We start from the raw sequence: 23,890 nt of genomic DNA, 5'->3' as shown, positions 1-23,890 counted from the left end.
ACGCAAAAAGAGCCCTTCACTCATCCCCTGAAGGGACGAGTAAAAGACTCGCGGTACCACCCTAATTAAAGATCCCTGTATACGGCCTATTAGGCGCAGCAGCAGATCCTTCACTTCATTATTCTAACGGGTATGCCCCGGTTCCGGACTACTGGCAGGCGTTCTGACGCACCTGATGTTCCTCCGGACAGCTCCAGACTGTAATTCAAAGGGGCTAGCTGCCGGTTCGCACCACCCACCGGCTCTCTGAAACACATGGCTTCCCTTCTACTGATGTCCTTCAAAGCTTTTATCGTTATCCAATTGAGTAAATTTATACCACACCAGGTTTCAAAAAGTCAACAGTCCCTTAATCGGACTTTCAGGCAGAAGCGCATTCAAAACCGGCAAATTGTGCTATAATAGTTCCGTTAAAAGGAGGATTATCGTCGATGGTTGAGGAGAAAAAGAAGAAGACCGCAAAACAGCGTCCCCCGCGCAGATCCTGGCTCCGCAGGTTCGGTTCAGTCGTAAAGTGGGTGTTCATACTCGGCATCCTGGGCCTGCTGTTTGCCGGCGGCGCCGTGGCAGGCTACGTCACTTCCATAGTGAAGGACGATCCTGTACGCTCCGAGGAATTGATTCAGCAGCAAGTCAGCCAGAACGCCATTACCGGCTTTGCTTATTTCCGTGACGGCCAGCCGATTGGTCAGCTCCGTACCGAAGAAGACCGCCGGATTATTGAATTTAATGATATTCCGCAGCTGGTTATTGATGCTGTTCTTGCTATTGAAGACAACAATTTCTACGAGCATGTAGGTATTGATTTCAGCGGCACACTGCGCGCCGTCAAGCAGAAGCTGCTTAACGAGTCTGTGCAGACCGGGGGCAGCACGCTTACCCAGCAGCTGGCCAGACGTGTATTTCTTAATCTTGACCGTACAGAAGACCGCAAGATCAAAGAAATTTTGCTGTCATTGCGCCTGGAGCGGTTCTTGTCCAAACAGGAAATTCTCACTGCTTATCTCAACAAGGTGCCTTTTGGAAACGGCTCTAACGGCTATAATGTTTACGGTATCAAGGCAGCAGCTAAAGGAATTTTCGGACTGGATGATCTCGATAAGCTCAATATTGCTCAGGCTGCTTATCTGGCAGGGCTTCCCCAGCTTCCTTCCAAGTATTCCGCCTTCAACGGGATAGGCGAATTCAACGAGACAGCCTTCGGTCGGGCGATGGAACGCCAGAAGCTTGTGCTGCGCCGGATGCTTGAAGAGAACAAGATCACGACCACCCAGTATAATGAGGCGCTGCAATTCGATATTCAAGCCTCGCTGGCCCCGTATACGAAGAAAGCATATGCCACCTTCCCTTACCTGATGCTGGAAACGGAACGCAAGGCGGCTGAAATCCTGCTGTCCATTAACGAAAGCAAGCACAATGAAGAGACCACAGAGGATGCTGAGGCTACTGAAGGCTCTGAAGGCTCTGAAGGTTCTGCTGCTTCCGGCAACGACACTGTTCTGCTCGAGGAAGCCCGCCAGCAGCTGATGACCGGCGGTTACCGCGTATACACTACAATTGACAAAAAAGTATACAGCGCCATGCACAGCATCTCCGAAAACAGCGACAACTTTACGAAGGACAGTGAAAAAAGAGGCAAGGAACAGACCGCCGGCATGATGATCGACAACAAGACCGGTGCGATCCTCGGGATGATCGAAGGACGAGATTTCAATATTGAGCAGATGAACTACGCTACACAGATGATCCGCCAGCCGGGTTCCACCATGAAACCGATTGCTGCCTATCTGCCTGCGCTCGACAGCGGATTTATTCAACCTGCCAGTATCCTGGACGATGCCCCGATTGTCCTGAAGGACGGTTCCAAGGGCTTCCATATCCCCAAAAATGCCAACAACCGCTATCAGGGGCTTGTAACCGCCCGTTATGCGCTGAACAAATCGCTCAATCTGCCGGCGCTCAAGCTGTTCATTGACAAGGTCGGAATTGATAACTCCTGGGCTTTTGCCAAGAAGCTGGGCATAACGACCATTCAGGATGATGATTACAATGCGCAGACCGGGGTTATCGGAGGACTCCGTTACGGGGTATCCGTCGAGGAGCTGACTAACGCCTATTCTTCAATCGGCAACAACGGTGCTTTTAATGATGCCTATATGATTGAGAAGATCGTGGATTCCCAGGGCAAAATTATTTATCAGCATAAAGTAGCTCCGGAGCAGGTATTCTCCGAGCAGACAGCTTATCTGATGACAGACATGCTGCGCACTGTAATTACCGAAGGTACCGCATCAACCGTAAAAAATACTTACGATCACTTCAAAGATGTGCCGATTGTCGGCAAAACCGGTTCTACCCAAAACTATGGTGATGTCTGGTTCATGGGTTATACGCCAGATGTTACGCTTGGTATGTGGGTAGGCTACAAGGAGCAGATCAATACCCTTCAGGGCGATACCCAGAAACGGCAGGCGCAGACGCTGTGGGCCAAGGTTATGAATGCTGTAATCGAGAAGCAGCCGGACCTGTTCGTAACCAAGGAGTTCGCCCAGCCTGAAGGGATTGTCAAGAAGACCGTCTCCGCTTACAGCGGCAAGCTGCCTACCAAGCTGACCGACAAGTTCACTACAGACCTGTTCAATGCCAAGTATGTGCCGACTGACAGTGATGACGGCATTTCCAGGGCAAAATATATTTCCTATAACGGTGTGAACTATCTGCCGCTCGAAGGCACGCCGGACGATTTTCTCAGAGAGAAGATTGTTGTCAAGCGCGAGAAGCCGATTCAGGACCTCATCAAGGAGCTTCTGGCCGCATTTGACGGAATGAAGGACCACGAATCGCTGCAGTATTATATGCCTTCCGATGCCAAATCCGATTTCCCGACTGAGGTTGACCCGCGTGTCGACGATGGAACAGCTCCGTCGCCACCCGGCAATGTCAGTGTGTCCTACAGCACGGGTAAGGCTGTCATTGCCTTTGCAGCAAGCGGCTCCCCGGATGTAGTAGGCTACCGCCTGTACCGCTCCCTGAACGGGGGTGCCTTCCAGAAGCAGGCTGTCATCTCTGCAGGCGATAGCACCGTCTTTAAACCAGGCACACCGCAGAGTGCCAATGCCACCTTCTTCGTCACCGCAGTGGACGTAGCGGGACATGAGACGGCCTCAGGCAATGTTGCCGGTACAGCTCCGACACCTGAACCGACTCCAACACCTGAAGTGCTGCCCGGAACAGAGGCTACGCCTGAGGGCAACACCCTGCCTGACGGGGCTGAAGAAGATCCCGGAATGATCATCGTCAATCCCCCGGGCAGTGCAGAAGTGCCCGCCGGCAGCGCCGGCAATGCTGCTGGCGGCAACAGTACTGCCGGCTCGGGTAACGCACATTAATCTTTTCCACGAAGAAACACCGGTTCCAGCAATATGCTGGAACCGGTGTTTTTGTGTACAGCTGTTTCCGTTAATCCTCAATCGTGGACAGATCGCCGGCCGGGAGTTCCAGCTCCCAGGCTTTCAGCACCCGGCGCATGATTTTGCCGGAACGAGTCTTGGGCAGCTTCTCCTTAAATTCGATTTCACGGGGCGCAGCATGCGCGGATAGCCCTGCTTTGACGAAGGCGGCAATCTCTTCCTTCAGCTCTGCTGTCGCAGTATATCCCTCTCTGAGGGAGATAAAAGCTTTGATAATCTCTCCCCGCAGCAAATCCGGTTTGCCGATCACCCCGGCTTCGGCCACTGCCGGATGCTCCACCAGCTTGCTCTCAACCTCAAAAGGCCCGATGCGCTCCCCGGAGGAGTTGATCACATCATCGATCCGTCCCTGGAACCAGAAGTAACCTTCCTCGTCCATATAAGCTGAGTCCCCGGAAATGTACCAGCCGGGAATCCGGAAATACTCCTCATATTTAGCCTGGTTATTCCAGATCTTGGCCATCATGGAAGGCCACGGCGTACGGATCGCCAGATTGCCCATGGAATAAGGGGGCAGCTCATTGCCCCTGTCATCAAGAATGGCTGCCTCGATGCCGGGCAGCGGGCGGCCCATGGACCCTGGCTTGATATCCATCCCGGGATAGTTGCAGATCAGCTGGGCTCCGGTTTCCGTCATCCACCAGGTGTCGTGAATGCGCTGCCCGTAAACCTTATCGCCCCAGCGTACAACTTCCGGATTCAGCGGCTCTCCTACGGACATTACATGCCTGAGGCTGCTGAGATCGGTCCCGGCAAGCGTGCTCTCTCCTGCTCCCATCAGCATGCGGAATGCTGTGGGTGCGCTGTACCAGACAGTGACGGCAAAGCGCTCAATGGTGCTGTACCAGTCCTGCGGACTGAAGCGTCCGCCCCGTACCACGTTGGCTACACCATTAAGCCAGGGCGCAAAAATCCCGTACGAGGTACCTGTGACCCATCCGGGATCAGCTGTGCACCAGTATACATCATCCGGGCGCAGATCCAGTACAATTTTACCTGTATAATAATGTTGAATCATTGCTCTCTGCACATGGTAGACCCCTTTGGGTTTACCTGTAGAACCGGAAGTATAGTGCATGATCAGGCCATCTTCCAGTGTGAGCCATTCGGGCTCCAGTTCCGCTGATGCAGCGGCCATCTCCGCCTCATAGCTGATCATTCCCTGACCGGTATCGCCGCCTGTTCCGCCTACTACGATTATGTGCCGTAGTTCAGGCAGCTCCTCGCGCCTTACCCGCTTTAGCAGCTCCGGTGTAGTCACCAGAGCTACTGCCCCGCTGTCCTCCAGCCGGTCCTTTACCGCCGTCTCCATAAACGCCTCAAACAACGGTCCTGCTACCGCACCCACTCTGAGGGTACCAAGCAGACTGAAATACAGCTCCGGACTGCGCGGCATAAAGATAAAGACTCGGTCCCCTTTACCTATACCGTATTTGCGCAGCACATTACCGAACCGGCTGGAACGTTCCTGCAGATCGGCGAAGGTATACCGTTCGTCCCTGACGGGATCGCTGTAGATCAGTGCAGTAGCCGCACCGTGCCCTTCCAGCACATGGCGGTCGACTGCTTCATGAGTCATGTTCACCTTGCCCGTGTGATACCAGGAGAAAGTCCGCTCTGCATCCTCCCACCGGAATTGTTTGACTGCCAGGGAATAATCACGTAAATTCGCATTTTGTACACGGCCCGGCAAAATTTCACTGTGGACTTGCCCCATTACTCTTGCCTCCCCTGCTGGATTGATTTAAGCTTTAAGGGCGGTTCCTCATTTTCACGCCACACTGTCAATATGATAATTGTGAATGTTTTATGTCGGAATCAGTATAACACAGTAAGCGATTACATTCCATATTTTAGTTGGATGAGAGGAGCCCGATCATGGAGCACCGCAAATTCCCTGTCACACACACTTTCTTGCATAACAATAACGCAATTACTGTAAGCGGTCCCGTGTCTTCCGAACTTTTACAAAGGGTCACGATTCACCCCGATCTCGATGCCTTCCGCAAGCCGCATGAACAGCTGGAGGCTCTAATTGAAATTTCCAGACTGCCTGAAGGCAGGGTTATTGCCGCGGTCTGTAACCACACTCTGATAGGTTATGTCACTTTTCATTATCCCGATGAGCTGGAGCTCTGGTCACAGGCAAATATGGCTGATCTGATCGAGTTGGGAGCAATAGAGGTAGCTGATGATTACAGGGGATGCGGGCTTGGCAGGCTGATGCTTGCCGCCGCTTTTGAGCAGGAACAGCTGGAGAACTGCATTGTGTTCACTACAGAGTATTATTGGCACTGGGACCTTAAGGGCAGCGGCCTGGATGTGTGGGCCTACCGCAATATGATGGAAAAACTGATGAAATCCGCAGATATGGTCTGGTATGCCACTGATGATCCGGAAATCTGCTCGCATCCGGCCAACTGCCTGATGGTACGGATTGGGCGCAAGGTGCCATTATCCTCCCAGGAGAGCTTTGACCGGATCCGCTTCAGGCAGCGTTTTATGTATTAGCTCATAGCCCTATAGCTCCGGCGACTTCAGCATATATTCGAGAATGGCATGGGAACGCCGGGCTGCCGTGACTGTGAATTCAGCATAGTTTGCATGAGCCGAGCCGTCAGCCTTATCGGACATGGAACGGATGATGACAAACGGAGCCGCATTCATATAACAGACCTGGGCTACAGCGGCCCCCTCCATCTCCGCGCAGGCGCCGTTCAAATCTATATGTAACGCTTCCACCACCGTGCTGCTGGCAATGAACTGATCTCCCGAAAGCACAATTCCTGTTATAAAATGCTGCTCCAGCTCTCTACAGGCCTGCTCCGCCAGCTTCACCAGCTTCTCATCCGCATTGAAGACAGACACCTCCTGATAGGGGATGACCCCCTTGGGAAAGCCGAGAGCCGTCACATCCATATCATGCTGGATACATGCTGATGAAATGACAATATCACCGATATTCAGATCAGGATGAACCGCACCGGCAACCCCGGTAAACAGCACTTTGGAAACGCCAAACGTATCCAGCAGAATTTGTGTTGTGACTGCGGCATTCACCTTTCCAACACCAGATTTGCAGAGGACCGCCTTTCTGCCGAAAATGTCTCCCGAATAGTAGGTAACCCCTGCCTTAACTGTACTCTGCTTGTCATTCATGCTGCTGAGCAGCAGCTCAATTTCTTCATCCATCGCGCCGATTAATCCGATAACCTCGCCCACTATGTACCCCTCCATTAATTCCGCTTCTACGAGCATCTGCCAGACATTAGCCAGGCAACATAAAAAGCTCCCGAAGGAGCTTTCTATGAACGGCTATAACAAATTCTTACTTGTTGACATGGTTGACGGACAAACGGAGAATCGTTTCATGCGGCAAAATAACCCGCGGATTCTCAACCGTCTCCTTCTTCATCAGCTTGGTCAAAAGTCTCATTGCTACCGCACCCAGATCATACATCGGCTGTGCTACAGTAGTCAGCAGCGGACGAACCATGGAAGCCATGCGGATATTGTCCACACTGATGATTGAGAAATCATCCGGAACCTTCAGGCCTTCATCCTGAATGCTGTGGATGGCGCCAATCGCCATTTCGTCTGTTGCAGCAAAGATTGCCGTAGGCTTCTTCTTGAGGCCCAGGAAATACTTCATCGCTTCGACACCGGATTCGTAACGGTAGTTACCGATGCGCACCAGGTCTTCCTGATACTCAATTCCCGCCGCTTCCAGTGCCTTCTTATAACCCTGGAACCGGGCATAGCCGTTGGCAGGATCCTGCAGTGTTCCGCTGATCATCGCAATCTCACGGTGTCCGTGGCGGATAAGCGTATTCACAGCATCAAAAGCTGCAGTCTCGTGGTCGATATCAACCGAAGGATAGGTTCCCTTCTCATCTCGTGTTGCGCACAATACGATTGGAACTGCGGAGGTCTGGAACGCCTGGATATGCTCTTCGGTTACTGTTCCGCCCATGAAGAGCAGCCCGTCAACCTGTTTCTCCAGGAGTGTGTTAATAACACGGATCTCCTTCTCCTTGCGTTTGTCCGCATTACACAAAATGATATTGTAATGATACATGTTTGCGATATCTTCAATCCCGCGGGCAATTTCCGCAAAAATCGAGTTAGAGATATCGGGGATAACAACCCCTACGGTTGTTGTTTTCTTGCTGGCGAGACCTCTCGCCACGGCATTTGGACGATAGCCCAAACGTTCAATTGCTTCAAATACCTTCTTCCGGGTCTGCGGCTTCACGTTGGGGTTATTATTCACAACCCGTGATACCGTAGCCATAGATACGCCTGCTTCGCGAGCTACATCGTAAATGGTTACCGTCAAATTACTCTCTCCATTGCGATAAATTTTATCGTTCGACTAATTAAAATTATGATACGATACTTTGTACAATTGTGCAATGATAACGCTTCATTTTCCTTTCAAATTCTTTCACCGGTACAAAAGTCCAAGGAAATAATGAAGTTATTTGTCTTTTATCAGCAAATTCAGGTCGTTCATTTTGCACAAATAATGAACCTGTTACTATCGTAACAAAAAGTCCGTGAAAAATCCAACATTCGTGAAAATTTTTCATCTTTTTTGCAGAAAAATCTTTTCATTTCGTACTTTCTGCCAACTGAATTGCCAATTGCGCTAGTCTAATGCCAGTTTCTTCCATCCATTTCAGGTCGGAAAGCTCTACAGCCAGACGGTATACATCAAGCAGCACATCGATCCTGGCCTCCGCGGCTTTGCGGATGCTCTCCTCCAGTTCATTGAACCCGCCGGGGAATTCGCCTGCACTGAGGACCTCCTTCAGCACACTCGCCCACTCATTCCGTTCGGCAAAAGACAGCTTTCGCCCGGGAATGGCCTTGCCCAGTTCACCGATCAGCTTGCCCAGCTCCTTTTTAATGGACGGCAGAGGCTCATAACGGGTGCACTCTCCACAGGTATAGACCGGGACATGGGTAATTTTGATCTTCGCGCTGTATAGCAGCGTGTGCATATGTATGGTCATGATACCGCCGCAGCCGCATGACTTTTTAACCAGATTATCTTTTAACATCTCCTACACCTCAGGCTAAAAATATTGAAAAACACAGACACCTGCCTTTTCATAGCTATATTCGACCTTTATCGCGCAAACTCCTTCCGATTTGCATTAAATGATTTATTTGGAAATAAAGCAAAGTAATGTTTATGAAAAGATGACTTCATATTTTAAATTTGATAGAATGGACAGGATATTGAGATGTGAAGGGAGCTGCTGACAATGAGATTATCCGGTAAAAAAGTGATCGCGCTGGTTGATGAGGAGTTCGAGGATCTGGAGCTGTGGTATCCGGTATACCGGGTGCGCGAAGAAGGCGCCGAGGTCCATCTGGCTGGTCTTGAAAAAGGTAAAACCTACACCGGTAAATACGGCGTGCCTGCTACTGCCGAATATTCCTGGGATGATCTGAAAGCAGCCGATTATGACGGCATTCTTGTACCGGGCGGCTGGGCGCCAGATAAAATCCGCCGTTACAGCGCAGTACTGAAGCTCGTGCAGGATTTCAACGCAGCCAAGAAGCCGATCGGCCAGATCTGCCATGCCGGCTGGGTCCTGATTTCCGCCAAAATTCTCGACGGCGTAACCGTAACCTCCACACCGGGCATCCGTGATGATATGGAGAATGCCGGAGCCATCTGGAAAGATGAAGCAGTTGTGACCGACGGTCACATTATTTCTGCCCGCCGTCCGCCAGATCTCCCGCCATACGGCAAAGCTTTCTGTGATGCATTAGCCGGGGAATAAGCGTACAGGTTATTTTTTATGAAAGATAAACAAGCCCTGCCTCATCTGCTGTTGAGGTTTAGGGCTTGTTGCGGTTTAATGTACTGCCACTAGTCGCGGACCGTGAGGAATACCTTCTCATTAATTGGAGCCGGATAGCTGGTTATGGTGAAGGTCAGCGGCTGGGCGTACTTATTGCTGCCTAACCCTACGTAATTTAGCACCGGGATGGACTTCTGGTCCGCTGACGCCTGATACGGCGGAATGTCATACAAGTCTTGGGATGAATGAATCTGACCTTTTGAATCGGTAAACTTACCGTCAAATATTAAGGAGTTATAGAATTTTTTCTTTCCCGGAGCCGAGTAATGATTCAGAATCATGGTTGTTCCTCTTTCAGTAGTGTACATGGACACGGTTAAATTATGGTCAGGCGCTTTGATGACCTGCTGCTTTTCCGTATCAATAACCACTTTCATTGCCTCCTTATCCAGCGCCAAAATACCGTCGAGCTGCAGTTTAAGCGGCTCAGTGGAACGGCTGTCGTTTCCGAATACCAGAATCTCCTGGCCCTCTGCTACCAATGTGCGCACCGGGCTGAAGCTTGTAAAATTACCGTTACCTCCCAGTAAAAAACGCGGATTAATCAGGGAAAAGATCTGTTTGGTATTTTGCTCACTGTAAGCAGGCTCCAGATAAATGCCCGTTGGAGCAGTATACACATCCTTGATGAAGATTTCCTGTCCGCCTACAGTCAGCGTTTTGTTTATAGTGTTAAGCTCACCGGCTTGAGCCATCTTTTCCTTGTCCAGAGTAATAGGAACAGATAGTTCAGCCAACGGCTTATCTCCGGCAGCTTTAGTACCCGGTTTGTTTTCACCAAGACTCAGTTCGAGAGAAACTTCTTCCGGCAGCGAGCTGAAGCCTCCGGCCCACTGCAATATTTCATAACCGAGTGTAATGCCTGCCGGGACATCCCTGACATTTAAAGACCAGCCGTACGGATAATTTAAAGAGGAATACCCCTTTCCTTCAAGATGAAGAGAATTAACAAGAGCTTTCTGATCCGTATTGTTTTGCAGTGAATACAATATCAGAATCCCTTTCCGGTCTGCGGCAATGCCGTCTACTGTCAGTATAAATCCATTCTGCTGCGCTGAAACGCCGCTGACGGGCTGTACCCGCCCCGCTTCTATAGCCGTTGAAATTGTAGTATTGTTTATAGAATTCCATAAGTGGGCTGTGAGCCTATCCTCTACCTGAAACGGAGCAGACGGCGCTTGGGCACTTTGCGTACCTGCCGGTTTAGCAATCCGGGGAATCGTAAACAGCATTACAGCTGCTAATACTACGGCTATACTCACCGAAAACCGATTACCGGCAGATATGCGGTAGCGGGCAGGTCCTGACATTCCACTACGTATCGCTGCATTCATTTTGACCTCCGAAATACCCTCCAGCTCCGCCGATATTCCATTAAAATATTCCTCTAACAGCTTCTCCTCACTGCCAGCCATGCGCAGCCCCTCCCTTCATTTTATTGCGCAGCTGCTTCAGCCCTTTGTTCAGCCAGGTCTTGACCGTCCCCTCCGGCTTGTCCAGTACCTCAGCAATTTCAGTCAACGTCATGTCACGGTAGTACTTCAGCACGATCACCTGCCGGTATTTCAGCTTGACACTGTCTAGCGCCTGCTCCATATCCAGCTTACGGTCACTGGTCATTACCATGACTTCCCCGCTTGGGACATCGGCTGTTTTCACAGAAACGATCCGCTTCCTCCGCTTCATTTCATCGTTGCAGCAGTTAATCAATATACGTGTGATCCAGGGTGCGAACCGCTGCGGGTCTTTCAGGCTTTTACGCTTGCTCCATGCCCTGTAGGTCGCTTCCTGCAGCATTTCCAGCGCATCTGTCTCGCTCCGGAAGTAGCTGTATGCGATCCCGTAAAGGATTTTTCTCTGTGCAGATACAAGACTTATAAAAGCCTGAGCATCCTCTTTAGCCAGCTGTACATGTTCAACCTCCATTAAATTTTCCATTCTCCGCTATTCCTGCCTCCTTTATGTGCAGCTTCCACACCATCTCTTTGCACTTCTATTTATACTGACTAACGTAGCCCGGAAACGGTTTTACTTATTTTTCAAGTCAATTTTCAAGCACCCAGATAACGCAAAAAGCCCGGCGTATCCGCCGGACCCTGCAATTCAGCGAATCGGTTATCCGCTGCTTCATTCTACGATGTCTTTTCTTTTATGGCTTCGCCTGCTATTCCGCGCAGACCGGCAAATGCGCCGAGCAACTCTTCGGTCTCCAGGCTCGTCTTGTAGCGGAAGCAGGCTTTGGCTGTCTCTCTGGCATCGGAAGCCAGCGTATTAAGCGTGCGGTGCTTCACCCGCAGCAGCGCCTGCGGCGACATGCTGAGGTTGCTGATGCCAAGCTCCAGCCAGAGCGGCAGCGAACGTTCATCCGCCGCCAGCTCGCCGCAGACGCTGACGTTGATGCCTGCGCCGCGCGCCGCCTGTACGGTCATGCGGATCATACGCAGGACTGCCGGATGATATGGATGATACATGTGGGCGATCTGCTCATTCATCCGGTCGACAGCCAGTACATACTGCACCAGATCATTGGTGCCGATGCTGAAGAAATCAACTTCCTCGGCCAGCAGGTCCGCAATCATCACCGCGGCAGGAACCTCAATCATGATGCCAACCGGAATGCTGCGGTTATACGGGATGCCCCGCTGATCCAACTCGGTTTTCACTTCTTCCAATACCGCTTTAGCCGCCTGAACCTCTTCAACAGAGGAGATCATCGGGAACATAATTTTGACATTGCCGTAATGGCTGGCACGCAGGATTGCTGTCAGCTGGGTTTTGAACAGGTCTTTCCGGTCCAGGCTGATACGGATGGCCCGGTAGCCGAGGAACGGGTTCTGCTCCTCAGGAAGCTGAAAATAATCCAGATGCTTGTCCCCACCGATGTCCAGCGTACGGATAACAACGTTGTTGCTGCCGACCTTCTCCGCAACCAGCTTGTAGACCTCAAACTGCTCTTCCTCTGTCGGGAAGGAGTGCCGGTCCATGTACAGGAATTCCGTACGGAACAGGCCAACCCCCTCTGCCCCGTACTTCAGCGCCATATCCAGCTCCTTAACCGAGCTGATATTGCCGGCCAGATGCAGATTCACGCCGTCCTTCGTGACAGCTTCCACCGTCGCGAGCAGCTCAAGCTGTTCTTTTTTGCGCTGCTGCTTCTCGCGTCTTGCGGCATACAGCTGGATCGTGGCTTCATCCGGATGCAGTTGCACAATGCCGGTGTCCCCGTCCATCGCCAGCATATCACCGGTCTGGATCGGATTGCTGAGCTTGTTCTCAAGTCCGGCAACCAGCGGAATACCGAGCGCTCGGGCCATGATCGAGGAATGCGAGGTTTTGCCGCCCATCATAGTGACAATCCCCAACACGTAGACCGGGTTCAGGTGGGCCAGCTGGGATGGGGACAGCTCCTTCGCCACCAGAATGTAAGGCTGTGTGTCGGACGGGAGCGTCACCTCCGGTGCCCCCAGCAGATGCTTGAGCAGCCGGTTACCGACATCCTTGATGTCAACCGCCCGTTCCTTCATATATTCATCGTCCAACAGATCGAACATGGCCACAAAATGATCAATAGCCTCCTTGACAGCCACCTCGGCCGCTTTATACTGGCGTTCGATAATGCCGCGGATTTCACTCATAAATACCGGATCATCCAGAATAGCCAGATGTGCATCAAAGATGCTGGACTCCTCCGGCCCTACGACCTCGCGAAATTCTTTTTTGATAAATTCAATCTCATCCTTAGAGGTGCGGATTCCTTCATATAATCGCTCAAATTCCTGGGCCAGATCCACCGGATTCACCTGCGTGTCCGGCAGGCTCCATTCCCAGTTAGGCAGGACAAAGGCCTTCCCGATAGCTACACCTGCTGCAGCGCCTATGCCTTGAATCATGCTTCCACCCCTCCAACACTTTCATGTAATACCACGGACATTACCGATGACTGCCCCTTTTTAACATTTTTGAATGGAGCATAGCTCCACGATTTGACACGGTCCGGATTGGTGATCACCATCGGTGTTGCCAGCGAAGCCGCATGCTCCTGCAGATAAGCCAGATCAAACCGCACCAGCAGCTGCCCCGGCTCCACGCTGTCGCCTTCCTGTACAAGCGCCTCAAACGGTCCCTTAAGCTGGGACGTATCGATCCCTATATGCATCAGCACTTCCAGCCCTTCGGGCGTAGAAATGCCTACTGCATGCATTGTAGGGTATACGTGCATCACCTTGCCGAACACGGGCGAAACCAGCTCTCCTTTTTCCGGAAAAAAGGCAACCCCGTCACCAACCAGCTTCGCGGCAAAAATATGATCCGGCACTTCCTCAATCGGCATCATCCTGCCCTGAATCGGGGCACAGAACAGCACCTGCGGCAGATCGCGCAGCATCAGCTTGTCAATTTCCTCACGGATCAGCTCGGAGTAAGTACCGAATACCACCTGCACATTGCCGCCGCCCAGCTTGATAATGCCTGCAGAGCCGAGGCCTTTGAGTGCTGTTGTATCTATATATCGGTCGTTGTGCACCGTTAGTCTTAATCTTGTGATACAGGCCTGCACCTGGACGATGTTTTCTTTGCCGCCCAGCGCCTCCAGAATAAGCGGAGCCTGATACGGAATATTGCCTGCCCAGTCACCGAGCTCCGAGCCTTCCTCACGTCCCGGTGTCGGGATCTGGAAGCGGCGGATCGCCCAGCGGAACAGATTATAATACACAATCGCATAGCCGATGCCAATCGGAATCAGCAGCCAGGCACGCTGTGACAGATGCATATTCAGGAAAAAGTCAATCGCTCCCGCTGAATACGAGAACCCGTGATGAATGCCCAGCAAATAGGTCAGCACCATGGCAAGACCCGACATTACCACATGCACCGCAAAAAGATACGGGGATGCAAACAGAAACGCAAACTCAATCTGCTCCGATACCCCGGTCAAAAAGCAGACCAGCGCGGCACGCAAAAAAGTCTTTTTGATCTTCGGCTTCAGATCCTCACGCGCTTCCTGAATAATAGCCAGCGCAATCGCCGGCAGGGCAAACATCATAATCGGAAACAGTCCGGCCATAAATATGCCTGCAGTCGGGTCACCCGCAAAAAAACGCGGCAAATCTCCCTGCACGACCGCACTGCCGTCAGGAGTGGTGAAGCTGCCCAGCTGGAACCAGAACACATTGTTCAGGATATGATGGAGCCCGAAGGCGGTAAGCACCCTGTACAGCACCCCGTACACAAACACACCATACCCGCCGGCAGACTGTATATCACGGAATAAATGATCGAGTACATCCTGGAGCAGCGGCGACACGCCTAGCATCACCCAGGCAAACAGGGCCGAGAACAGCCCCATGAACAGGAGCACAAAACGCGACCCGCCAAAAAACTGGATCGCTTCCGGAAGCTTGATATTTTTAAATTTATTATGCGCCACACCGGCGACAATCCCAAGGATAATCCCGATGAGCGTGGCAGGCTGAACATGCCCGTCTCCCAAATTGGAAACAATCCGGTCATAGGTGAACATTCCCGCTAATGCTGCAAGTCCGGCCGGTCCGGCCTGATTGGACAATCCCCAGGCAACGCCCACAGCAAACAAATAAGGCATGAAATAAAATATTCCCTGCCCCGCGTATGTAGTCACTTCAGATACCGAAGAAAGTCCCCATGCAGACCACGGTAAGCTGCCCAGACTCAGCAAAATAGCCGCAGCCGGCAACACCATGGTGGGAAGCATAATGGCTCTGCCCAGCTGCTGCAGTGATCCGAGCCAATTCAAGGTGACCCTCTCCTTTCATACTATCCTAAATGGTAAGCGCTCCAGCAGTTTTTGTCAAAAAGAATACGCAACATTTAGGATACCACGGGTGGCGGGAGGATGGGAAGTTTTATCTGGCCGTCCAGATCTGCTGAGCCAGTTAATTCTGTTGCACCAGATGCTCCGGTTTCCTTGTTGCCAAACTAATTCTAACTCAGCCACCAGCCACCAGCCACCAGCCACCAGCCACCAGCCACCAGCCACCAGCCACCAGCCACCAGCCACCAGCCACCAGCCACCAGCCACCAGCCACCAGCCACCAGCCACCAGCCACCAGCCACCAGCCACCAGCCACCAGCCACCAGCCACCAGCCACCAGCCACCAGCCACCAGCCACCAGCCTGAATAAGTGTACTTTGTACATCTAAAAATACTACTTTAACTCGAAAATTAATTTTAACTGCACTTTGTGCAACTATTCCTCACGTTTTTTGCCTTTATCAGCAATTTCGCGGATTTTAGTTGCACAGAATGCAGTTATTACCTATAAATCCCAAAATTTGTCCATTATAGTTGTACAGAGTGCAGTTATTCCTCCAAAAAAAAGCAGAACCCACACTCAGCAATCACCTCTGACTAACTTCTGACTAACTTCTGACTAACTTCTGACTAACTTCTGATAACTCCTAGCTAACTTCTGACTAAATTCTAAACTAAATCACCACAACTGGTTCGGCATACTGTTCACCTCGTAGTACCGCACCCGTTCTTTTGAACACACTGGCTTTATCAGTCCTTTCTCGCTTAGAGAAATCAGCAGCTTCTGTGCTGTCCGGAAATTAACATCAAAGTGGTTCACAACATCCTTCGGACGCAGCGGTCTGCCTAATCGCCAGGCGAGGCGGAGCACTTCTTTTTCTCTGGAGATCAGGTCAGAAGCACTGGGATTTCTTGCTAAATACGGCGTAAGCATCAGCTGCAGCAGCATTCTGCACACATCCGCACGCTGCTGAATATCATCAAACGAAAAGTGAAGCATCCGCCAGCCCATGCCGGTGAGAAAATTGTCCCGGTTCAGCGCATAGCTGAACTTTTCCCGGTCCATATCCTTAATATGGCTCTGAAATCCGTCGCATTCAATGCCAATCTGCGGACCATTAGGCGGTACAAAGGCAAAGTCCAGAAACTGCGATTTACGGTTCCAGTCATAGATTTCGTACTCCGGATGCAAATGCTCCAGCGACTCAAACAGCGGCCACCATACATTTTGAACAAATAGCTTCTCCGCGAAGTTATGTCCCCGCAAAAGCCTGCCTCTGCGCTCACCGCTTCGCTCAGCTGCATGACGGCCAATCCACAAGCTATGTGCTTCTTCGAAATCCATCTGCGTCCCCCTCCCAGCAAATAAAAAAGAACGCCCACAGCCTGAAATGTTACTCTCAGGTAATGGACGTTCTTCGTCTAATGCCAGTATAACAATACGCTACTTCAAATTCCAGCCTGAGCAAGGCAGGATTGTATCGGGAGCGAAGGCGTCACCTCGAACTCCAATCCCCCACCAGAATTCCTAATTTTAAAGGCTGGACTCTAAGCTCACGGCGAACCCTATGTCTTCCTGCTGACACTGTCACAGGAAGACAGCTATCCCCGGCTGCGCCCGTGCATCGTGATCGCTTCCTCGACCTTGATGCAGCGGTCCATGATGGCGGTCATGCCATGCCGGGATGCAATATCAGCAGCCTCCTGGCTTATGATACCCTGCTGCAGCCACAGGACTTTGGCGCCGATGTCAGCGGCTTCCTGCGCAACTTCAGCGCAGTATTCACTCCGGCGGAACACGTTGACGATATCAACCGGCTCCGGGATTTCAGCCAGTGTGTGGTAACACTTCTCTCCGAGAATGTCACCGTCCACGGTTGGGTTAACCGGGATGATCCGGTAACCCCGGCTCTGCATGGCATAAGCCACCATGTATGAGGTGCGGTCTGATTTGTCGGACAAGCCTACAACAGCAATATTGCCCGCAGAAGCGAGAATATCTCCAATTTGTTCACGGCTCGGATTCTCAAAACTCATTGTAATGTTCCTCCCTGTCACTGATCTTTGTCTGAATCCATTCTTATCCATGTCAATACGAATGTCCTAACACCGAGAATATCACAAAGACTCTGCAGCTTTCAGCGTCATAAGACACATGTGATGGACGGCTGCATCAGCAAACAACAGCTGTACTCACCGCATACTGCACCATCTTATTTTGCACTCCTTGTATTCCACAAAACCTTGCTTTAAACCACCCGCTATGTAGAGGCGGAGTCTGGTTTAAAGCCATATCCGCAGAATCCGCGGAGCTTAACTCAGTACTGGGCTAAGTCAGCACCCGACAGAGCGCTCTTATCCGCCCTTACTCTATTTTACCCATTCCACGTCAGCACCAAGCTCACGAAGATGATCAAAGTACTGCGGGTAAGATTTGGCTACGTGATGAGCATCCTTGATCAGCAGCGGCTGGCGGGCGCGCAGGCCGACAACAGTCAGCGCCATAATGACACGGTGATCATAATGCGCATTAATAGTTACGCCGCCTTCTACACCCTCCGGTGTACCATGGACGATGATCTCGTCGCGCCGCTCTTCAACCTTGGCACCGGCACGTGTCAGCTCAGCCAGGTAATCGGTAATGCGGTCGCATTCCTTATAACGCAGATTCTCTACATTATAGAAGCGCGAAGTCCCCTCTGCGAATACGGCAGCGGCTACCATCGCCAGCACAGCGTCGGTCGCTGCATCACCGTCAAATTCTACAGCCTTCAGGATTCCGTTACCCTGAACATGTACTGTACCGTTCTCGTGGGTCAGCGGTACTTCCATCATCTGCAGCACATCAACCACAGCCCGCTCGCCCTGCTTGCTCTTCTCGGCCAGCCGGTGGATCTTTACATTGGACTTCGTTACAGCCGCTGCCGCAAGTACAGCTGCCGATCCCGGGTAATCCCCCTGTACAGTATAGGACTTGGCCGCATAAGCCTGACGGCCCGGCACTTTAAAGGACATATAATCATCAGCAGCGTGTACAACAATGCCCGCCTGCTCCAGTACCTCTAGGGTCTGGCCTACAACCACCTTGGATTTCAGGTCATCCAGCACGATGATCTCACTGTCTTCTTCAAGCAGCGGTGTCAGGAACAGCAGTGCGCTGAGATACTGCGAGCTGACAGCCCCCGAGACAGTGATCCGTCCGCCCGCCGGCTTGCCGCCGCGGATGGTAATCGGCAGTCTTCCGTTATTATGCTCAACTTCCACACCCAGCTGGCCAAGCGCCGTGATCAGATCATCATGCGGACGCTTGCCCAGTGAATCAGGATAAGTATTTACAAAAGTAACCTCAGGGCTGAGCGCAGCTACAGCCATCAGAAAACGCAGCACTGCTCCGGCATTGCCCACATTCAGCTCCTTCACATCACGCGGATGTTTGCCGAAGCCCTGGATCACGATTTTTTCATCATCTTCGGTCAGGACAGCACCCAGGTCAGCAATACATCTGCGGATCGCATCGCTGTCTTCACTGTGGGCTGGATGATAGATGGTGCTTACGCCTTCAGAAAGCGCCGCAACCAGCAGATAGCGGGTTGTATAGTTTTTAGAGGACAAAGCTCCGATTTCTCCTTGCAGGGTGGCTGTTGGCCTAACAATAACGTCCATTATTTGTACGCTCCTTATATAATGTAGTGTGTGTATGTAGTGTCCTGTTTGACATGCCTGTCCAAAGCTGGTTATCATAACATTATTCTGCAGTAGAAAGGGGTCTTACTTACTCATGAACGATATTCCACAAGTTACACCAGACGAGCTGCGGCAGCGCCTTGCGGCAGGCGAAGACCTGCTTCTGATCGATGTCCGTGAAGATGAAGAAGTCGCTGCCGGAATGATTCCGGGCGCACAGCATATTCCGATGGGGCAAATCCCGCAGCGCAGCGAAGAGCTGCCGGCTGATACCGGAATTATTTTTATCTGCCGGTCCGGCGCACGCAGCCAGCGTGTCTGCGAATACCTGCAGCAATTCGGCATTCAAGGCTCCAACCTGAGCGGCGGAATGATTGAATGGAATGAAACAGCGGAGGTCTAAGCCGCTTACGCAAGTACACTTAAAAGCTCAACCGCGGTAATGCATTAAAATATGCTGCGACACTTCTGCCGCACTCAGCTCCGATGTATCGACCGTGCAATGTGCAAACCGGTAAGCCTCCCGCCGCTGCTCCATAATGGCGCGGACCTTATCCTGTGCATTGCCGGCGAGCAGCGGACGGTTCAAGTCTCCGCTCACACGGTTAATGATAGCCTCTTCAGTTGCTGTAAGTGCTACTACAAGCCCCTTATCCAGCATCATCTCAGCGTTCCCCGGTGCAAGCACCGCTCCGCCTCCGGTCGAAATAATCCGGCCTTCGCCCTCAAGCATCCGCTGCAGCGCAGCTGACTCCGCCTTCCGGAAATACGCTTCACCGTCTGCGGCAAATATATCCGCAATGCTCCGGCCTTCACTCTCTACTATAATATGATCCAAATCTACCAGCTCATGGCCAAGCTCTTCCGCCAGCAATGCACCGACAGTTGATTTGCCTGTACCCATCATACCTACCAGAATGATATTCCTGTGCTGTCCAGCATCAGCTGAACCTTGATGTTCTGTTTCCCCCGACATAACTACCCTCCAACCGCGACATTTGTCATATCATAACACAGGCTCAAAAGATTGCACAATCCACTTCCCCCCTGCTTCGGGTTAAAGTGATATAATGTTGTTCCCTTACTGCAAAAAAGCCCGAAGGCTTCCCGGTAACCGGGAAGCCATCCGGACTTATCGTACTTGTGACTATACTATTCGTTAATCCAGTTGTGGTGGAAGACGCCTTCCTTGTCCACACGTTTGAAGGTATGGGCGCCGAAGTAGTCGCGCTGTGCCTGAAGCAGGTTCGCAGGCAAACGCTCTGTGCGGTAGCTGTCATAGTAAGCAAGGGCACTGGAGAAGCCTGGTACAGGAACGCCTTGTGCCACAGCTGCAGATACCACTTTACGCCAAGCAGCCTGGTAGGAGCTCATGATGTCCTTGAAGAAAGGATCAAGCAGCAGGTTCTTCAGGTCCGGATTGGTTTCGTAGGCATCTGTAATGTTCTGCAGGAAGCGGGAACGGATGATGCAGCCGCCGCGCCAGATTTTAGCCAGGCTGCCGTATTTCAAATCCCAGCCGTATTCGTCGGAAGCTACGCGAAGCTGTGCGAAGCCTTGTGCGTAGGATACGATTTTACTGGCAAACAGTGCCTTGCGCACGTTCTCGATGAATTCTGCCTTGTCACCCTGGAACGGCTCCACTTCAGGTCCGCTCAGCACTTTGCTGGCTGCTACGCGCTCTTCCTTCATGGCAGACAGGAAGCGGGAGAATACGGACTCAGTGATCATGGACAGCGGCACACCCAGGTCGAGCGAGCTCTGGCTTGTCCATTTGCCTGTTCCCTTTTGGCCGGCGGAATCGAGGATCACGTCAACCATCGGTTTACCGGTTTCTTCATCGTACTGGGCAAAGATATCAGTAGTGATCTCAATCAAATAGCTGTCCAGCTCACCGCTGTTCCAATCTTTGAAAATGCTGTGCAGTTCTTTGGCATCCAGGCCAAGAACATCCTTCAGCAGCTGGTAGGCTTCGCAGATCAGCTGCATGTCGCCGTACTCGATACCGTTGTGCACCATTTTAACGTAGTGTCCGGCACCGTCCGGTCCAATATATGTACAGCAAGGCTCTCCGTCCACTTTGGCCGAAATTGCCGTAAGAATAGGTTCAACCAGCTTATAGGCGCTTTCCTGTCCGCCCGGCATGATGGAAGGTCCTTTAAGTGCGCCTTCTTCACCACCGGATACGCCGGTGCCGATGAAGCGGAAGCCTTTATCTTCAAGCTCTTTACTGCGGCGTACGGTATCAGGGAAGTATGCGTTACCGCCGTCGATAATGATGTCGCCCTGGTCGAGATATGGCAAAAGCTGCTCGATTGTAGCGTCGGTAGCTTTACCTGCTTGTACCATGATCAGAATTTTGCGCGGCACCTCAAGTGATTGTACGAACTCTTCAACAGAGAAGGTACCCACCAGGTTCTTGCCTTCCGCCTCAGCGATCAGGTCGTGAGTCTTCTCCGGGGAACGGTTAAATACGGATACACTGAAGCCTCTGCTCTCGATGTTAAGAGCCAAATTTTTACCCATTACCGCCAAGCCAATAACGCCGATTTGTTGTTTTGCCATCTGGTTCTCCACCCTTTGCACCCTATATTTTTGTAAAATCCATTTCTCGCAGTATCAGAATACCATCCTTTGTCAGATACAGCAAAGTTCCGCCTGCGAAAGAGAGATCAATTTCATTGACAAAGCGCACTGCTATCAGGAAATTGCTCACAATGATTATTTTAACGTTTTTGCTGCCAGAAGTGAACCCCTGTCCATAAGTTGAACAGCGCATGCAGGAATCAGAGTCTCCAATTATCTGCACAGATAAAGAGCATCCCGCAGGCGGGATGCCCTGTTCATTCACCATTCAAGCATATTCAGTTCACGGGACAGACCGGCAAGCTTCGTTCTGCATGCTTCCATCAGCGCGATATCTCCGTTTTGCAGCGCTTCGTTATACCGGTCAAGCTCCTCGTCCACTTCCACTCTGCGCTGCTGAATCCTTTCCTCACCCTCTGCCGAATAAAACAGCTTTGTCAACTCCTGATCAGTCAGCAACGGACCCTTTTGATACAGAACACGCTGCTGGTACCCGGATATTTCCACCAGACGGATCACTTCACCGAACATAATATTCTCAATTATAATCTGCCGGTCGCGGAAACGTTTGACAACTGCATGCCCGCGCATGTCGCCGATCAGCTTCTCCATCCATTCAGACAGCCGCGCGTCGCGGATCATATAATCTCCGACCAGCTTGTAGCCGTCCTTTATCTGTTGAAAACGCAGCTTAACGAGCTTGCGGCCGGTGCGTACCGAGATCAGAAATACACTTTCATTTTCACTCCAGTACAGGGAATAACCTTCCTTGATCAAATCCTTTATCAGGTTCTGGATATCCTGCCTATCAAAGCGCAGCTCCAGGTTGCAGTATTCCACCTCGTCGTTTTTGTTCACGGCACTCCCCCCTAACAGCTTTGTTGAAGCAGCTTCACCTGCATACATAGAGCAGAACCGCCCTCCGGACCTCCACCTGCCGTCAATCTTTTTTCTTGCGTCTTACTGTTATTTTATACTTCATTTTATGTAGCGGTAACTTGGTTTATTGACTATTTTTACCCGTTTCCCGCCTTTCCCAAACGGGTCGGGTGTTTTCCTTGGTCAAGGTACAAAAAAGCCCCGTTATCAGGTATCAAATAGATCCGTATAACCGGGGCCTGTTCAATAAAAGGTTGCTTTCGGCCAAAATAAAGCCCATCAGCCGGCGCTGTGCTTGAGCCTGGTCCGGCGGACGATCAGCAGATGCAGACCGGCCAGCAGCACCATTACAACAGCACTTGCCAGGAAGGGTGCGCTGTGGCTGACGGAATCCCACAATCTGCCCGACAGCACGGGGCCGGCAACCATCCCGGAGCCCTGCAGGGTCAGGAACAGGCCCCACACTGTTCCACGCTCCCCGGCTGGCACCTGCTTGGCCACAAAAGCGTTCCAGGCCGGCAGGATCAGCGCATAGCTGATGCCGACAAGCGCAACAGCAACGAAGGCCAGCGGCAGCCAGCGCACCTGGGAGAAAAAGGCCAGTGAGCAGGCAGCAAGAAGGAAGCCGATGTTCAGGAAAACGGTGGTTCCGATCCGGTCCACCAGCTTGCCTGCCGGAATGAGCGTAAGCACCGTTATCCCGCCTCCGGCGATCAGCAGCAGGCTGAACTGGTTCGGCGTCACATGCAGCTCGCTGCGGGCGAACAGCGTTACCACAGGCGTCATCAACCCGATTGCAAAAGCCTGCAAGAACAGGGCCGGGAACAACAGCCGGCTGACCTTCAGCGAGGTTCTGACCTGCCGCATCGTACGCTTCAGGCTCTGCAGCGGCTGAAACGGCCGCCGGGCCGCAGCCCCGGCCTCACCATTCATGCTCTGCACGGCCCGCGGCGCATGTCCGGCGATTCTCGACGGCAGCAGCAGCGCGACAGCAGCAACGAGGGCTGCACAGCCCATAAGGACAAGGAATACCGTCCGGTAGCTCTGCCCCCCGTGATCCATCATAAAATTGACGACGATGGGTCCAATGCCCGTTCCGGCCAGTGAAGCCATCTCTACGGCGCCCATGGCCGCGCCGCTGCTGCCGCTCTCTGTAGAGCCGGCAAGCTCGGTTATGCCGGTCATCGTGCACGGCCAGAGCGGGGAGGTTCCGATGCCGAGAATCAGGCAGGCGGCTGACAGCGCGGCTGCATTCTTGGCATAGATAATCATGCCGACAGCAAGAATAATCAGTACGAGCGCCCCGGTCATCGTCCAGCGGTATCCGATCCGCTCCATCACCCAGCCGAACGGACTGCGGAAGAGGTTGTCTCCCAGGTACTGCAGAGCAAAGGAGAAACCGACCACCGTTACAGACAGGCCGAGGATATTCTCCATATACACCGGAAGCAGTGCAACGAGCAGGGATCCTTTTACAAACTCTACCAGAAAAATGATCACCCACATTTCAAGAATAAACGGCGAAGCCAGACTGATATGCACACGCCCTGTAACTTTGCCAGACATTTTATCACATCCTAGTATTATGGTGATTGATTTGTTAT

21 protein-coding genes and 1 other annotated feature are annotated in these 23,890 nt (G+C 51.9%); of the genes, 4 read left to right on the top strand and 17 right to left on the bottom strand.

Going from position 1 to position 23,890, the window contains the following annotated elements; translation table 11 throughout:
* Positions 1-28: 28 nt before the first annotated feature.
* Positions 29-293, bottom strand: a binding site (T-box leader).
* A gap of 138 nt (positions 294-431) precedes the next feature.
* Complete coding sequence (locus tag NST84_RS12210) at positions 432-3,389, top strand: transglycosylase domain-containing protein (RefSeq protein WP_342565831.1); 2,958 nt, start codon at positions 432-434, stop codon at positions 3,387-3,389.
* Positions 3,390-3,459: 70 nt separating this feature from the next.
* Here the strand turns inward: NST84_RS12210 and acsA are convergent, their stop codons facing one another.
* Positions 3,460-5,187, bottom strand: coding sequence for an acetate--CoA ligase (gene acsA / locus NST84_RS12205; protein ID WP_342565830.1), 1,728 nt, complete (start codon positions 5,185-5,187; stop codon positions 3,460-3,462).
* Positions 5,188-5,348: 161 nt separating this feature from the next.
* On the opposite strand from acsA, the gene NST84_RS12200 reads away from it, so the two are divergent.
* Positions 5,349-5,981 (top strand): GNAT family N-acetyltransferase, encoded by a 633-nt coding sequence (locus tag NST84_RS12200; protein WP_342565829.1) that lies wholly within the window; start codon positions 5,349-5,351, stop codon positions 5,979-5,981.
* Positions 5,982-5,990: 9 nt separating this feature from the next.
* Here NST84_RS12200 and NST84_RS12195 read toward each other — a convergent pair whose 3' ends face one another.
* The 3 genes from NST84_RS12195 to NST84_RS12185 form a co-directional block, all read right to left on the bottom strand.
* On the bottom strand, positions 5,991-6,692 hold the full coding sequence (locus NST84_RS12195) for a 5'-methylthioadenosine/adenosylhomocysteine nucleosidase (RefSeq protein ID WP_342566411.1): 702 nt from the start codon (positions 6,690-6,692) through the stop codon (positions 5,991-5,993).
* Positions 6,693-6,798: 106 nt separating this feature from the next.
* The gene (ccpA, locus tag NST84_RS12190; protein ID WP_074088561.1) at positions 6,799-7,809 is read right to left on the bottom strand and encodes a catabolite control protein A; all 1,011 of its coding nucleotides are present in this window, start codon (positions 7,807-7,809) and stop codon (positions 6,799-6,801) included.
* Positions 7,810-8,083: 274 nt separating this feature from the next.
* Complete coding sequence (locus NST84_RS12185) at positions 8,084-8,536, bottom strand: hypothetical protein (RefSeq protein ID WP_342565828.1); 453 nt, start codon at positions 8,534-8,536, stop codon at positions 8,084-8,086.
* Between the two features lie 207 nt (positions 8,537-8,743).
* Here NST84_RS12185 and NST84_RS12180 point away from each other — a divergent pair, with 207 nt between their 5' ends.
* Complete coding sequence (locus tag NST84_RS12180; RefSeq protein ID WP_342565827.1) at positions 8,744-9,268, top strand: type 1 glutamine amidotransferase domain-containing protein; 525 nt, start codon at positions 8,744-8,746, stop codon at positions 9,266-9,268.
* An 89-nt stretch (positions 9,269-9,357) separates the two neighbouring features.
* Here the strand turns inward: NST84_RS12180 and NST84_RS12175 are convergent, their stop codons facing one another.
* From NST84_RS12175 to aroA, 8 genes are all read right to left on the bottom strand, one after another.
* The gene (locus NST84_RS12175) at positions 9,358-10,764 is read right to left on the bottom strand and encodes a hypothetical protein (RefSeq protein ID WP_342565826.1); all 1,407 of its coding nucleotides are present in this window, start codon (positions 10,762-10,764) and stop codon (positions 9,358-9,360) included.
* On the bottom strand, positions 10,751-11,287 hold the full coding sequence (locus NST84_RS12170; RefSeq protein WP_342565825.1) for a sigma-70 family RNA polymerase sigma factor: 537 nt from the start codon (positions 11,285-11,287) through the stop codon (positions 10,751-10,753). Before NST84_RS12170 ends, NST84_RS12175 begins: the two co-directional genes overlap by 14 nt.
* Before the next feature lie 194 nt (positions 11,288-11,481).
* Positions 11,482-13,239: a phosphoenolpyruvate--protein phosphotransferase gene (ptsP, locus tag NST84_RS12165; protein ID WP_342565824.1), complete on the bottom strand. Its 1,758-nt coding sequence runs from the start codon at positions 13,237-13,239 to the stop codon at positions 11,482-11,484.
* Positions 13,236-15,119, bottom strand: coding sequence for a glucose PTS transporter subunit IIA (locus NST84_RS12160; protein ID WP_342565823.1), 1,884 nt, complete (start codon positions 15,117-15,119; stop codon positions 13,236-13,238). The genes ptsP and NST84_RS12160 overlap by 4 nt, the downstream gene beginning before the upstream one ends.
* A gap of 193 nt (positions 15,120-15,312) precedes the next feature.
* Entirely contained in the window at positions 15,313-15,522 is a 210-nt protein-coding gene (locus NST84_RS12155; RefSeq protein ID WP_342565822.1) for a hypothetical protein, read from the bottom strand.
* Positions 15,523-15,816: 294 nt separating this feature from the next.
* Entirely contained in the window at positions 15,817-16,482 is a 666-nt protein-coding gene (locus NST84_RS12150; RefSeq protein ID WP_342565821.1) for a hypothetical protein, read from the bottom strand.
* 257 nt (positions 16,483-16,739) lie between these two features.
* Positions 16,740-17,174 carry a CoA-binding protein gene (locus NST84_RS12145; protein ID WP_342565820.1) on the bottom strand — a complete coding sequence of 145 codons (435 nt, stop codon included), beginning with the start codon at positions 17,172-17,174 and terminating at the stop codon, positions 16,740-16,742.
* Between the two features lie 333 nt (positions 17,175-17,507).
* Entirely contained in the window at positions 17,508-18,800 is a 1,293-nt protein-coding gene (gene aroA, locus NST84_RS12140; RefSeq protein ID WP_342565819.1) for a 3-phosphoshikimate 1-carboxyvinyltransferase, read from the bottom strand.
* A 115-nt stretch (positions 18,801-18,915) separates the two neighbouring features.
* Here aroA and NST84_RS12135 point away from each other — a divergent pair, with 115 nt between their 5' ends.
* A complete protein-coding gene (locus tag NST84_RS12135) occupies positions 18,916-19,224 on the top strand; it encodes a rhodanese-like domain-containing protein (RefSeq protein ID WP_342565818.1) in 309 nt (102 codons plus the stop codon).
* A 27-nt stretch (positions 19,225-19,251) separates the two neighbouring features.
* Here the strand turns inward: NST84_RS12135 and NST84_RS12130 are convergent, their stop codons facing one another.
* From NST84_RS12130 to NST84_RS12110, 5 genes are all read right to left on the bottom strand, one after another.
* A complete protein-coding gene (locus NST84_RS12130) occupies positions 19,252-19,797 on the bottom strand; it encodes a shikimate kinase (protein ID WP_342565817.1) in 546 nt (181 codons plus the stop codon).
* A gap of 176 nt (positions 19,798-19,973) precedes the next feature.
* Positions 19,974-21,386, bottom strand: coding sequence for an NADP-dependent phosphogluconate dehydrogenase (gene gndA / locus NST84_RS12125; protein ID WP_342565816.1), 1,413 nt, complete (start codon positions 21,384-21,386; stop codon positions 19,974-19,976).
* Positions 21,387-21,408: 22 nt separating this feature from the next.
* Entirely contained in the window at positions 21,409-21,675 is a 267-nt protein-coding gene (locus tag NST84_RS12120; RefSeq protein WP_342565815.1) for a hypothetical protein, read from the bottom strand.
* Entirely contained in the window at positions 21,669-22,265 is a 597-nt protein-coding gene (locus NST84_RS12115; RefSeq protein WP_342565814.1) for a hypothetical protein, read from the bottom strand. Before NST84_RS12115 ends, NST84_RS12120 begins: the two co-directional genes overlap by 7 nt.
* 300 nt (positions 22,266-22,565) lie before the next feature.
* A complete protein-coding gene (locus NST84_RS12110; RefSeq protein WP_342565813.1) occupies positions 22,566-23,852 on the bottom strand; it encodes an MFS transporter in 1,287 nt (428 codons plus the stop codon).
* Positions 23,853-23,890: the final 38 nt, after the last annotated feature.

The sequence above is a fragment of the Paenibacillus sp. FSL R7-0345 genome (assembly GCF_038595055.1).
In the GTDB taxonomy this organism is placed as follows: Bacteria; Bacillota; Bacilli; order Paenibacillales; family Paenibacillaceae; genus Paenibacillus_AQ.
Note: the sequence above shows the minus strand (reverse complement) of the source record. Positions and strands in the feature narration are given on the sequence as shown.